The organism is Marinobacter shunpengi, assembly GCF_045449715.1.
In the GTDB taxonomy this organism is placed as follows: Bacteria; Pseudomonadota; Gammaproteobacteria; order Pseudomonadales; family Oleiphilaceae; genus Marinobacter.
Map to the genome: position 1 here is coordinate 123,531 of NZ_JBJJLA010000021.1, position 13,368 is coordinate 136,898.

General features: G+C 63.4%; 11 protein-coding genes. 6 read left to right on the top strand and 5 right to left on the bottom strand.

The window, feature by feature from the left end; translation table 11 throughout:
- Positions 1–14: 14 nt before the first annotated feature.
- Both ACJO3T_RS15285 and ACJO3T_RS15290 read right to left on the bottom strand, forming a co-directional pair.
- Complete coding sequence (locus ACJO3T_RS15285; protein WP_406979022.1) at positions 15–2,039, bottom strand: TonB-dependent receptor domain-containing protein; 2,025 nt, start codon at positions 2,037–2,039, stop codon at positions 15–17.
- A 127-nt stretch (positions 2,040–2,166) separates the two neighbouring features.
- Positions 2,167–3,099, bottom strand: coding sequence for a LysR family transcriptional regulator (locus ACJO3T_RS15290; RefSeq protein ID WP_406965600.1), 933 nt, complete (start codon positions 3,097–3,099; stop codon positions 2,167–2,169).
- A gap of 137 nt (positions 3,100–3,236) precedes the next feature.
- On the opposite strand from ACJO3T_RS15290, the gene ACJO3T_RS15295 reads away from it, so the two are divergent.
- The 6 genes from ACJO3T_RS15295 (at position 3,237) to nfsA (ending at position 9,535) form a co-directional block, all read left to right on the top strand.
- Positions 3,237–4,175, top strand: a complete 939-nt coding sequence (locus tag ACJO3T_RS15295; protein WP_406965599.1) for an ABC transporter substrate-binding protein — start codon at positions 3,237–3,239, stop codon at positions 4,173–4,175.
- Between the two features lie 78 nt (positions 4,176–4,253).
- On the top strand, positions 4,254–5,198 hold the full coding sequence (locus tag ACJO3T_RS15300) for a FecCD family ABC transporter permease (RefSeq protein WP_406965598.1): 945 nt from the start codon (positions 4,254–4,256) through the stop codon (positions 5,196–5,198).
- A gap of 11 nt (positions 5,199–5,209) precedes the next feature.
- Positions 5,210–6,211 (top strand): FecCD family ABC transporter permease, encoded by a 1,002-nt coding sequence (locus ACJO3T_RS15305; RefSeq protein ID WP_406965597.1) that lies wholly within the window; start codon positions 5,210–5,212, stop codon positions 6,209–6,211.
- The gene (locus ACJO3T_RS15310; protein ID WP_406979023.1) at positions 6,208–7,008 is read left to right on the top strand and encodes an ABC transporter ATP-binding protein; all 801 of its coding nucleotides are present in this window, start codon (positions 6,208–6,210) and stop codon (positions 7,006–7,008) included. The genes ACJO3T_RS15305 and ACJO3T_RS15310 overlap by 4 nt, the downstream gene beginning before the upstream one ends.
- A gap of 73 nt (positions 7,009–7,081) precedes the next feature.
- Complete coding sequence (locus ACJO3T_RS15315) at positions 7,082–8,659, top strand: beta-helix domain-containing protein (protein ID WP_406979025.1); 1,578 nt, start codon at positions 7,082–7,084, stop codon at positions 8,657–8,659.
- A gap of 144 nt (positions 8,660–8,803) precedes the next feature.
- Entirely contained in the window at positions 8,804–9,535 is a 732-nt protein-coding gene (nfsA, locus tag ACJO3T_RS15320; protein WP_406965594.1) for an oxygen-insensitive NADPH nitroreductase, read from the top strand.
- An 86-nt stretch (positions 9,536–9,621) separates the two neighbouring features.
- On the opposite strand, the gene ACJO3T_RS15325 is transcribed toward nfsA, so the two are convergent.
- The 3 genes from ACJO3T_RS15325 to ACJO3T_RS15335 all read right to left on the bottom strand — a co-directional run bounded on the left by ACJO3T_RS15325 (position 9,622) and on the right by ACJO3T_RS15335 (position 13,346).
- On the bottom strand, positions 9,622–11,256 hold the full coding sequence (locus ACJO3T_RS15325) for a long-chain-fatty-acid--CoA ligase (protein WP_406965593.1): 1,635 nt from the start codon (positions 11,254–11,256) through the stop codon (positions 9,622–9,624).
- 183 nt (positions 11,257–11,439) lie between these two features.
- Positions 11,440–12,486, bottom strand: a complete 1,047-nt coding sequence (locus ACJO3T_RS15330; RefSeq protein WP_406965592.1) for a lipase secretion chaperone — start codon at positions 12,484–12,486, stop codon at positions 11,440–11,442.
- Between the two features lie 80 nt (positions 12,487–12,566).
- On the bottom strand, positions 12,567–13,346 hold the full coding sequence (locus tag ACJO3T_RS15335) for an SGNH/GDSL hydrolase family protein (protein ID WP_406965591.1): 780 nt from the start codon (positions 13,344–13,346) through the stop codon (positions 12,567–12,569).
- Positions 13,347–13,368 lie beyond the last annotated feature (22 nt).

A 13,368-nucleotide genomic window follows, 5' to 3' on the forward strand; every position in this document is an offset into this window, starting at 1 on the left:
GGGGTTCTCCCGCTTCAGAAATCGACCGTCAGGCCGAGGTTAACGCGACGGCCATCCAGGACGACACCGTAGGTATCGTTGGTCACCTCTTTATCGGCCACATTGTAGAGGCCCGCCTTCACCCGCGCGCTATCGTTCAGCGCGTACACCATGCCGACGTCCACAAAGGTGTAGTCCGGCGTACCGTCTTCCATGCTGGTGCGGCTCAGGTAGTCGGTGGTTTCGCCCCGGTAGTTGGCGTCAAGCCACAGGTTCAGCCGGTTGGTGCTCTGCCAGTCCAGGCCGGCGTTGGCCATGTGTTTGGGAATCTTGTTGAGGGGCTCGCCCTCGAACTCGCCGGATTTCTGCTCGGAATCCGTGTAGGTGTAACTGGAACTGAAGGTCAGTGCCGGCGTGATGCCATAGTCCAGGGACAGCTCCACGCCCTGCATGGAGGCTTCATCAATGTTGTCACGGGTACTCAGGAACAGGTAGTTGTTGCCCTGGTAGGCACACTGCCAGGTGGACGGATCGTTGCTGTCGCCACCCGGATCACAGAACCGGTCTTCGGCGATCTTGTCGTCGAATTCGGTGTAAAACACCATCGCACTGGCGTCCAGGTCCGTGGCCAGGCTGTTGAAGACAAAGCCAGCTTCATAGCTGACGCTGGTTTCCGGCTCCAGATCCTCGTTGCCGATGATCAGCGCCCGGGGATGGGGGGCGGGGGAACCGCGACCACCGGTGCCACGGCCAAAGCCTTCGGTGGCTTCCGGCAGGCTGGGCTGTTTATAACCCGTGGACACGCCACCCTTCAGGGTCCACTCCGGTGTGATGTGGTAGTTGGCGTAGACTCGGGGCGTCCAGTGGCCACCAAACAGTTCGTCGTCGTTGTAGCGAATGCCGGTGGTGACATTCAGGTCGTCCAGGACCGACCACTCGACTTCAGCGTAAAGGGCTCCAATCCATCGGTCCACCGACGCGGTGGCTGTTGGTATGTCGGTGCCCAGCAGACCATTGGTTTCATCGGTCAGGTCTTCGTATCGGTACTGGCCGCCAAAGGTCACGATATGCCGTCCCATCAGGGTGGTGCCCTGGGTATTGAAGGTGGTGATCTCTTCCCGCTTCTCCAGGTCCTGCTCACGCTCGGACACATCGTGCTGCAGGTAGGTGTCCAGGGTCAGGTTGTTGTAGGTGCCCCGGTGGCCAAGCAGGTAAACATCCTTGTGGTAGGTGTAGGTGCTGGGGTCCTCGCCTTCTGCAATACTCACCCCAGGATTGTGGGTGTACTCCAGTTCCGCCGTGTTGTAGCCCAGCTCGATCTCATTCCGGTCGTTGGGGGTGAAGATCAGTTTTGCCCCGCCCTGGCGACGGTCGCTGTCCGGGGTACTTTCGGCGTTGTCGTCACCGCCGATGTAATGGCTCTCTTCGGTACCCTGCCAGGAACCGTCAAACTGCAGCCCCAGCAGGCCCGGCACGATGGCGCCGCTGGCGTAGGCGCTGACCAGTTGCGAGTCTTCGTTCAGGTCACTGAGGGACTTGGTGTATTCCGTGGTTACCGAGCCGTGCCATTCCTCGGTGTTCTTTTTGGTGATGATGTTGATCACACCACCCATGGCTTCGGAGCCGTACAGGGACGACATGGGGCCACGGATCACCTCAATCCGCTCGATGGCGGAGATGGGCGGCAGGGCTATCTGCTTGCCACCGTCGCTGCCGTTGGTGTTGATGTTCCGGCCCGCCGACACCGGGCGGCCGTCCACCAGGTACAGGGTGTAGCCTTCGGTCATGCCCCGGATGGTGATGTCCCTGGCATTGCCACCACCGTTGACGTAGACGCCGGGAATGTTGCTCACGGCATCGGTAATGTCGGTGTAGGAATGCTTTTCCAGTTCCTCCGCCGGAATCACGGAAATGCTGGCCGGCGCATCCGAAATGTTCTGCTCGAAACCCGAGGCCGTGACGACGATCTCGTCGAGTTCGGTGGATTCGGTCTGAGCCATGGCGGATCCGGCGTTAGCCAGGGCCACGGCGGATGCCAGCAGCGTCATACGGCGATGCATGGAAAACTCCTTGTGTCTGAATGGTTCGCTGTTTATCGAAGACCCGCACCTAAATGCAAATCAATATCATTTGCGGCGAACATTAACACAAGGCCATCATTGACTGCGCGGTATGATGCGTTCCGTTTCATGGAACGATGGCATCGGACTCCCCCGACATCGTCTGCCGCTTCCACTGCGCCGGCGTGGCGGACCGTACATTCTGCATGAACAGGCGGGTGCGCCTGGGCAATATGCCGTGGGGATAGAGCATGCTGACCGGCAGGACCGGCCCCTGCCAGTCCGCCATACAGAGTTCAAAGGCCCCGGGGTGGGCCTGCAGGCGTTTTTCCGCCAGCCAGTGGGGAATCAGTCCGACCCCACGACCGGCGGCAATGGCATCACCCTGGACCGTGTACTGGTCGACACTGAACCGGCCGGCCCGGGGCATGATCGGATAGGAGCCGTGTACCGGGTGATTCAGTACCACGCCGGCGTTATCGGCTCCCAGCATGTCAATCCAGGCGTGGGTATCCAGGTCCGCCGGCGATTCCGGGCAACCATGCTTGCTGAAATACTCCCGGCTGCCATACACCCCCTGGGTCAGGTGGCCCAGCAACTCGCACCGGAAATTGCCCTCCGGTGGCGTGCCCAGCCAGACGCAAACCCCTTCCACCAGTTCTTCCGGCACGGCCCGCTGGGTCCGGACAGACACACTCAGACCCGCGTGCTGATCCCGGAATCGCTCCACCATCCGGGCAAACCAGCCCCGCACGAAGGCTTCGTGGCAAAAGAGCTCCAGTGTGCCGCTAACACCCGCCCGCAGTTCATCCAGTGCGTCGAACCCCTGCGAGACCAGTTCCAGGATTTCATTGCTGTAGCGGTAGAACACCCTGCCGGCATCGTTGGGGAAGATGCGCTTCGACTGCCGCAGCAGCAGGGGCTGACCCACGGCCTCCTCCAACTGACGGATACGGCGACTGAGGGTGGACTTGGGCAGGTCCAGGTCCCGGGTGCTGGCGGTGAGGCTTCCGGTTTTCACAACGGAGACAAAGGCTTCCAGCTCTTTGAGGTCGTACATGGCGGCGATCGTTCCAGGTTATGCAACAGGTCGTGCCAATCTATCAGCTTTATTAAATTAATGCGAACAATTATCATTACCCGACTTCTTGCCATGGCCGCCTGTTGCGGCGGTCTTCTGTCGGAGAGTCCCTCACTATGTCGTACCTGAAACGCCCACGGGTGTTGACCGCCCTGCTCTCAACCCTTGTCATCGGTGCCCTGAGCGGACCACTGCACGCGAATACCCGTACCATCACCACCGCCTTTGGTGAGGTGGAGGTGGAAGGCCAGCCGGAGACCGTTGTCACCCTGTACGAGGGCGCCCTGGACTCCGCCATTGCCGTTGGTGCCCAGCCCGTGGGTGCGGTGATCACCCGTGGTGGCCAGAACGTCGCCAACTACATCCAGGAAGCCGCTGGCGATATCGAGATTGTGGGCACCCCCGGCGAGACCAACCTGGAAGCGGTCATCGCCCTGCAGCCGGACATCATTCTGGCCTCCGCCTGGACCAGCGAGGAGCAGTACCAGCTACTGTCCCGTATCGCGCCGACCATTGTGCTGGACGTTCCGGCCTACCAGAACGATACCTGGAAGCGCGAACTGACCCTGTTCGCCCGCGCCCTGGGCCGTGAGGACCGCGCCTCGGAAGTGATTGCCAGGGTGGAGCAACGGGCCGCGGAGGTTCGTGCCCGGGCTGAAGCCGCTGCCGACGAAGGCCAGCGTGATACCGCCCTGGTGCGCTGGATGCCCCAGGGCCCGCTGGTGATGGCCGAAGGCCTGTTCTCCGCCACCGTGCTGGCATCCGCCGGCTTCGAGGTGGACGACGCCGACCTGGTGAAGGAAGGCCGCCCCCACAGCCAGCCCCTGAGCCAGGAAAACCTGTCGCTGATGGACCATAGCTGGATCTTCCTGGCCACCCTGAACGAGGATGGCCGCGAGGCCCTGGCAGCCGCCCGTGAGGCGCCGGCCTTCCAGCGCCTGGAGGCCAACGACACCGACCAGATCGTACCGGTGGATGGCACCCTGTGGACCAGCGCGTCCGGCCCCCTTGCCGCCCTGGCCATTCTGGACGACATCGAGGCCGCACTGAAGTAATCCATGGCAGTCACCCTCAGAAGCACCCTTGCATCTTGTGCCTTTGCACCGCCACTTGCCGTGGCGGTTTTTTTCGTTATGGCCACCGCTCTCGCCAGCCTGCTCTGGGGCGCCGGCCCGGTGTCGGCCATCGAAGCCCTGCCGGTGCTGTTCGGGCAAGGTACCGAGGAAGCCCGCTTTGTGGTCACGGAACTGCGGCTGCCCCGTCTTGCCACCGGTATTGTCGCCGGCATTGCCCTGGCTGTAAGCGGTGCCCTGCTTCAGTCCCTGACCCGCAACCCGCTGGCGGAACCCGGCCTGCTGGGGGTCAGTGGCGGCAGCGCCTTTGCCGTGGCCATTGCCATCCTGCTGGGGGCCAGTTCCGCCACCATGACCACGCTGGTGGCCCAGACCGGCGCCCTGGCCGGCTGTTCCCTGGTTATGCTGGCCACCCGTTCCCGGGGTCTGGCGGCCGACCCCGTGCGGCTGGTGCTGGCTGGCGCCACGGTGACCGGCCTGCTGCTGTCGCTGACATCGGTGCTGATGCTGGCGGATCAGCGGGCTGCGGACGAGATACGCTTCTGGATCACCGGCAGTATCGCCGGTACACCGCTGTCCCACCTCAGGGCAGTGGGACCGTCCCTGTTGGTCGCCGGCGTACTGGTGGTTTTGGTGGCCTCACCACTGGCGGCCATGTCGCTGGGGGAACGGGCCGCCATGGGGCTGGGCCACAAGCCGGGCCGCATCCGGCTGCTGGTGATCATTGCGGTTGCCCTGCTGGTGGGCGGCGCCACGGCCCTGGCCGGCCCCCTGGCCTTTATCGGCCTGGTGGTGCCCTTTATCGCCCGCGCCCTGGCCGGCCCGGATATCCGCAAGACCCTCTGGCTGTGCCTGCCCATCGGCCCGGGGCTGCTGCTCCTGGCGGATACCATGGCACGGGTGGTCGCGGCCCCCTCGGAGTTGCCGCTGGGCGTGATTACCGCGCTGATCGGCGCACCGGTGCTGCTGATGATTGTCCGTTCCGGGCGTATGCCAACGCTATGAGAACCACTGCCATGACCCTGCTGACCACCCGCCAACGCAACGCCTCCACCAACCTGGCCCTCGCCCTGGCCCTGGTGGCGGCGGTTACCGCCTCCCTGGCGCTGGGAACGGTGGCGGTTCCCCCTGAAGCGATACTGGATGTGCTGGCAGGCGGCGGCGATGCCATCCACCAGTTTGTTATCCGGGAACTGCGGCTGCCCCGGGTGCTTGCCGGTGCCCTGACCGGCGCCGCCTTTGCCCTGGCCGGCTGCATGATGCAGACCGTGGCCCGCAACCGCCTGGCAACCCCGGGCATCATCGGCATTGATAACGCCGCCACCGCCTTTGCCGTGGCCTCGGTGGTCGGCACCGGTATCGCCGTGGCGCCATCGGCCATGGCCCTCACCGGCGCGGCCGCCGCCACCGCCCTGGCCTTCGGGTTGGCCGGTGCCAACGGCACCCGTGGCTACCGCTTCATTATTGCCGGTCTGGGCATCGGCGCCATTGCCGGGGCCGTCACCCAGGTGATGCTCAGCCGCGTGGCCATTGACGCCGCCAATGCCGCCTTCCCGTGGACCGTGGGCAGCCTGAACGCCCGGTCGGCAACCGCCGTGCAGGTGCTCGCCCTCGGCTTGGCGATCGGCTACGGTCTGGCCATCGCCCTGGGCCCGGCACTGACCACCCTGCAGTTTTCGGATCCGGTGGCCATCAACCTGGGCACCCGCCTGAAGCGGATCCGCGCCCTGAGCCTGGCCTGCGCGGTGTTGCTCACCGGCCTGGCGGTCGCCGTCGCCGGCCCCGTGGGCATGGTGGCCCTGCTGGCACCGGAACTGGCCCGTGCCCTGAGCCGTGCCGGCAAGGTGCCGCTGACCGCGTCGGCCCTGGCCGGTGCGGCCTTCATGGTGGCGGCGGACCTGGTGGGCCGGCTGGCCCTGGCGCCCCTGGAACTGCCGGTGGGACTGGTGACCGCCATCGCCGGCAGCCCGTACCTGATCTGGATTCTTGTCAAACCTTCCACCCGGAGCCTGTCATGACCGATGCCACCCCAATGCCCCGACTGGAAGCCCAGGACCTGACCCTGGCCCATCGCCATACGCCGGTGATCAACCAGCTCAACCTGACGCTGCCCCCGGGTCAGGTGACCGCCATTGTCGGCCCCAACGGTTGCGGCAAGTCCACCCTGCTGAACGGACTCGCCCGGGTGCACGCGCCCGCTGGCGGCGCGGTGCTGCTGGATGGCGGCGATATCCACAGCCAGCCCAGCCGCGAGGTGGCCCGCAAGCTGGCCCTGCTGCCCCAGGACAACTCGGCGCCGGAAGGGCTGACCGTGACCGACCTGATCCGCTTCGGTCGCCAGCCTCACCAGGGCTGGCTGCAGCGCTGGACCGCCGACGACCAGGCTGTCCTGGAGCAGGCCCTGGCGGCGGCAGACCTGTTGCCACTGGCCGACCGCCCCCTGGACACCCTGTCCGGTGGCCAGCGGCAACGGGCCTGGATCGCCATGAGCATTGCCCAGCAAACGCCCCTGCTGTTGCTGGACGAGCCCACCTCCGCCCTGGACCTGGGGCACCAGATCGAGGTGTTCGAACTGATCCGCCAGCTTGCCCACCAGGGCAAGACCGTGGTGATGGTGGTGCACGACCTGGTCAGTGCCTGTCGCTATGCCGACCACCTCATTGCAATGACGGACGGCACCATCCAGGCCCAGGGAGCCCCCGGTGACATCCTGGACCAGTCACTGATTCACCGGCTGTACGGCGTCCACTGCGATGTCATCCAGGACCCGGCCAGTGGCACCCCGGTACTGGTCAATCTCCGCAAAACACCGTGAGCCCAACTGTCATGAAGCTGTAATCACCATAAGTTATAAATGCGACCACATTTATTTCTTCGGAGATGCAGTAATGTCCGAAAATGCCTCCCTCCTGGTAGAACAACTCTGGCAACTCAAGCGGCTGGTGGATCGCGGCGAATGCAGCGATATCCAGTTTGTCCACCTCAACAATCTGCTGCGGGAACCCAACTACCGGGCCGATGTATTGCGTCGGGCGGAGAGCTCCGGTTCGGACAAGGTCCGCAAGCTGGTGAAGGACATCCGGGACAACGACCCGGGCAAAGCCCTGATGGCCAACCCGGACAACCGCCAGGCGCCGTTCCGGGAGCCCGACGAGGAGAAGCCCCGTAAGCGTCGCCGCCACCTGACCTGGATTGCGCCGGTCCTGGTGGCCGGTGCCGTGGCCACCGTGGGGTTCACGGCCCTGGAGCCCCAGACCATCCGCATCACCGACGACATCACCACCGCCACCACCTGGGAAGGTGACAAAACCTACGTGTTGGAAGACATCATATTTGTGGAAAACGCCAGCCTCACCATCGAGGCGGGCGCCACCATCAAGGGGGAGAACGGTGCCGCCCTGATCGTAACCCGGGACAGCCAGCTTTTCTCCCGCGGGCGCCCCGACAAGCCCGTGGTGTTCACCAGCGCCCAGGACGCAGGTGCCCGATCACGGGGTGACTGGGGAGGCGTGGTTCTGCTGGGCAGCGCCCCGGTCAACCAGCCATCCCCCCAGATCGAAGGCATCCCCGACAGCGACCAGCGGGGCAGCTTTGGCGGCACCAACGCCACGGACAGCTGTGGCGTGGTGGAATACACCCGTATCGAGTTCGCCGGCTTCGAGGTGTACCAGAACAACGAGCTGAACGGCCTGACCCTGGGGGGCTGTGGCAGCAATACCATTATCCGCCATGTGCAGGTGCACCGGGCGCTGGACGACGGTATAGAAATGTTCGGTGGCACCGTGGACCTGCAGCATATCCTGGTAACCGGTGCGGCGGATGACAGCATTGACTGGGACTGGGGCTGGCGCGGCCGGGTCCAGTTTGCGGTGATCCAGCAGCACGCGGATGTCGGCGACAATGCTTTCGAGGGGGACAACAACGGCAACCAGCACGAGGCAACGCCACGCTCGGAGCCAGTGTTCTACAACGTGACCCTGGCCGGTACCGGACAGAGCGCCAAGACCCATCGGGGCATGGTGCTGCGCGAGGGCACCGGCGGGCACTTCCACAACATGATCATCGACAGCTATGCCATCGAAGCCGTGGATACCCGTGACGAAGCCCGTGCCCTGGTGGCCAGTGGCAAGCTGACCTTCAGCCACAACATCCTGGCCAGCACCGGCAGTATCGCCGGCCAGCAGCAGGAGCGGGGTGACAGTGACGATGATTTCGGCTTTGACGAGCAAGCCTGGCTGAAGGCAGCGGAAAGCGTGAACCTGATCAGACTGGAAAGCGCCCTGCACCCGGCAGCCCGTAACCCGACGTCACCGGATTTCCGTCCCCGGATCCCCCTGAGCGATATGCCGGCAACCACACCACCCAAGAGCGAGTTTTTTGACGAATCAGCTACTTTCTCAGGCGCCATCAACCCCCGTAGTCCTGGCGACTGGCTGGAGGGCTGGACCGCCTACCCGGAGGCCTGAACCCGGGAGTCTCCGCGGCAAAACGTGTAGAATGCTCTCTTTCCGGAACATCCGGACAGGGCCAGGGGTCTGCGACTTTCCACCGCGCAGCCCCCAGGCCCTGTCCGGCAGGTGGCCGGGTTACCAGCAGTAAAGAGAGGCGCCATGAACCAGGTTATCGATCTACTCAAATCCCACCGTTCGATCCGCAAGTTCACTGACCAGAGCATTCCCCGGGACCTGTTCCTGGAGCTGATCCGTGCCGGCCAGAGCGCGGCCACCTCCAGCCATGTGCAGGCCTACTCCATTATTCATGTCAGGAACCCGGACAACCGCGAGAAAATTGCCGAACTGGCCGGCGGGCAGCCGTATATCGCCACCTGTTCGGATTTCCTGGTGTTCTGTGCCGACATGAAGCGCCCCACGGACTCGGCGGAGCGCACCGGTGCCGAGGTGGTCCGGGGCATGACCGAACAGTTCCTGGTGGCCAGCGTGGACACCGCGCTGATGGCGCAGAACGTGGTGGTGGCCGCCGAGTCCGCCGGGCTGGGCATCTGCTATATCGGCGGCATTCGCAACAATCCCTCCGAAATCAGTGAATTGCTGCAGCTCCCCGACCATGTCTTCCCGGTGTTCGGCCTGTGCCTGGGCTACCCGGACCAGAACCCGGAAGTGAAACCCCGCCTGCCGGTGGAGAGCATCCTGATGGAAGACGTCTACCGGGAGGACGAGGATTCCGTCAACCGCTTCGACGACACCATGCGTACCTACTACCGCCAGCGCACCGGCGGCACCAAGGACACCAACTGGTCCCAGCAGCTCAGCCCGCTGTTCAACGCCAAGCTGCGCGCCCATATGCGGGAGTTTCTGAAGAAGCGGGGCTTTGATCTCAAATAGGATCTATCGGCTCACTTTTCCCAAAAAAATGAGCCGTTAGGGACACCCTAACGGCTCATGATCTTCCTTATGACGGGGCGCAGGTTTTACTCCGTCGGCAGCCTGTAATCCTTGAAGTCGTCGCGGAGCTTGGCCTTCTGCAGCTTGCCGGTGGCACCGTGGGGCAGCTCATCCACGAACACCACGTCATCCGGCAGCCACCACTTGGCGACCCGCTCTTCCAGGAACTTGAGCACATCCTCGCGGGTGACGTCCGCATCCTCGTTCTTCACCGCCACCAGCAGCGGACGCTCCTGCCACTTCTCGTGGCGAACACCGATCACCGCCGCTTCCGCCAGACCCGGATGGGCGATGGCTTCGTTCTCCAGATCGATGGAGCTGATCCATTCGCCACCGGACTTGATCACGTCCTTCACCCGGTCAACGATTTCCATGAAACCGTCCGGGGTGATCACGGACACGTCGCCAGTATGGAACCAGCCGTCCTTGTCCAGGGCCTTCTTGGTGGCTTCCGGGTTCTCGTAGTAACCGCTGATGACCGCGTTGCCGCGCACCAGCAACTCGCCCTGGGACTCGCCATCATGAGGCAGTTCCTTGCCCTCGGCATCGACGATCTTCATCTCCACGCCGAACACCAGTCGGCCCTGGGAGGCCCGCAGGCGCAGTTCCTCATTCCAGTCGCCGTCACGCTGGCTCGGTCGCGGTGTTGCGACGGTACCCAACGGGCTCATTTCCGTCATGCCCCAGCCCTGGATGGCCTCGACGCCAAAGTTGTCGCGGAAGTCCTCAATCATGGACTTGGGCACGGCGGAGCCGCCGATCAGGGTACGCGTGAGGGTGCTGAACTTCTTGCCGGCCTTTTTCATGTAACCCAGCAGACCCAGCCAGACCGTGGGAACGCCCCAGGCGTCAGTGACCTTTTCATCTTCGATCAGATTCGCCAGATTCTCACCATCAAGCCCCGGGCCCGGGAACACCAGCTTGGTGCCGGCGATCAGGCCGAAATACGGCGTGCCCCAGGCGTTTACATGGAACATGGGCACCACCGGCAGAATGGTGGAGCGCTCGTCCAGTGGCAGGCCGGACACCGTCAGCGCAAACAGGGCATGGAGCACGTTGGAGCGGTGGCTGTAGAGCACGCCCTTCGGGTTGCCGGTGGTGCCGGAGGTGTAGCACAGGGATGAAGCGGTGTTCTCGTCGAACTCCGGCCACTCGAACTGGTCGGGCTCGTCCTTGATCAGGGTTTCGTAGCAATAGACCCGGGGCAGGTCCGTCTGCGGCATGTGTTCCTCATCGGTCATCACGATGTAGCCTTCCACATCCGGGAAATGCTCGTGGAGCTTTTCCATCAGCGGCAGGAAGGTCAGGTCCACGAAGATGAACTTGTCCTTGGCGTGATTGATGATGTAGATGAACTGCTCCGCCGGCAGGCGCGGGTTCATGGTGTGGCAGATGGCCCCCATGCCGGAGCTGGCGTAATAGATCTCAAGGTGCCGGTAGGTATTCCAGGCGATGGTGCCGATCCGGTCTTCCTCGGTGACGCCCAGCTTCTTCAGGGCATTGGCCAGTTTGCGGGTACGCTGGGCCAGTTCCGGGTAGGTGTACCGGTGGATGGGGCCCTCGGTGGTGCGGGATACGATCTCCTGATCGGGGTAGTTCCCGGCCGCGAACTCCAGGATCTGGGAAATGAGCAGGGGGCGTTGCATCATGAGGCCATGCATCGGGCGTCTCCTTTGTTGTTATGGTTTGATATCGGGTTGTTATGGTTTCGGTGTCAGGTCGGCGAGCAACCGCTTTATTTTGAACCCATACGATATAGCCACAGGTTGGATCCTGACAAGCCGCTTATATATGTTTTTCTCAGATTTCTTTCCCTATCCCCAGTGTAGTCCACCCCCGGAACACTAGTTCAGGCCATAACGCCGTTCCCGCTGGAAACGGAAGAAACCCTGCTCTTCCTCCCTGGCGATGGTGGGCGCGGTATCGCCAAAGTGCGCCTGCCGGAGACGGTCCAGAGCCTGCTCCAACTGTTCCCCCTGGTATTGCCGGCCAAGCTCCCGGCGTTCGGCCATATAGGCCTCGCCCTCCTGCCAGCGCTGGTTCCGCTGACGGTCCAGTTGCTCCAGTCGGCGAACGTCCTCCTCGCTGTAGCCCATCTGCCGGCGCAGGCTGTCAATGCGCTGCTGCCGTTCCTCCGCAGACATGGCCGCCAGGTCCGTCTGTACCGACTCCATGGCAAACAGGGCCTGGCCCAGTGCCTGGGGGGTGACCAGTTGGCTGGCCGCTTCCAGGCCATAGAGGTCATCCACTGTGGTGCTGAGCTGGTGGGCCACCTCTTCCGGGGTGAGTTCGTGGGCCTGGTCGAGACGGGTCAGTTCCTCCCTCACCGCATCGGCATTCTTGCTGGCAACGGTTTCCTCCTCACCCCAGATTTCCGAGGCCCTGGCGCCAAAGATCGCCTGCCGCTGCTTCCAGATCGCCGCCCGCCGCTGCAACAGTGGCATCTCCCGCAGGGTCAGTTCGTTGTCCGACAGCCACTGGTGATAGCGGTCCATGCCCGCCATCAGCGCCAGGATGGATGCCGAGCGGTCGGGGAAGGCCATAGCCACGGCGGTCTCGAACAGGGCCCGCCCGTCCCGGGGATGGGTGTCGGCCAGTTTTTCCCGCTCCACGAACAGGTATGCCTGGGTGGCCGGTTCATCAATGGTGTCGCCGTAGTCGTTCCGCAGTCGGGCTGCCAACCGGCTCACTCGCTGGTCCCAGGAGGTTGAGGCATCGGTTTCGACGGCCTCCCCGGAGCCCGGGGCTGTCGGCACGTTCGCCGGGACGGGCCCAGCGCGTTTCTCCGCGACCGGGGAATCCGGATCATCGGACAGGATGGTGGAGTAGCCCGCGACGCCCCCAATCACGATCAGGGCCAGCAAACCGGCGATCAACGTCGTTGGTTTCATGGCAATGCGTCCTGTTCTGGTAAAAGCGGTGACAACGCCCGGAGCGCCGCCACCGCCGGGTCAGTTATCCGCAACCACGGTTACAGCAAGGGCTGCAGCTTGGGCCAGATCAGATTGGCAATCTTGCGGGAACCGCTGTCCGAGGGGTGGATACCGTCGAAGATGATATCGCTGTTAACAATGCTGGAACGCGGGTCCACAAAGGTGCACTCCAGGACGGAGTTAGCGCAGGCCCGGGCCAGTGACTGATTGCCGTAATCCACGGCCTCTTTCATGCTCTCCAGACGGAACAGCCCGTTCTTGGTGTAGTAGTAGCCCAGGAAGATGGCCTTATCCACGCCGGCTGCGGCGGCACCGTTGAGGTAGTCCACGGCATCCACGTAGACATCGTCGATCAGCGACTTGCAGCTATCGCTCAGGCGACCGAACTGGTACCAGTGGGTCTTGCAGTGGTGGGGGTCCAGCGCAATGGCCGGGATCAGGATGTCGTTGCCACCGCCATCGGTCACCAGGGTGTCGATATCCGGATTGTCGTTGACTGCGGTGTCCAGTTGCTCGACCACCGACGGTGCCAATACGCCACCGGTCAGTTCCGCTCCGGAGACCGTATAGCGCCGGAAGGTTTCGCCGGCCTTGCCTTCCAGTTCATCCTGGATACCGCCGGACAGCGCGAAGATGGAGTCGCCCAGGAAGACCACCTGATCGTTGTCGGCATCCGCTACCTGGTCGTTGCTCAGCAACTGCCCCAACTGGCCACAACCGGTCATGACCAGCGCCAGGGCCGCCATTGTCAGGATACGCAGGAGGTTTCCGGTGTTGAGGAGTAAAGTCGTGTGCCTGGTAAGGTCTGTATTGTTCATTATTGTTGCTCCTTGTTGTTGA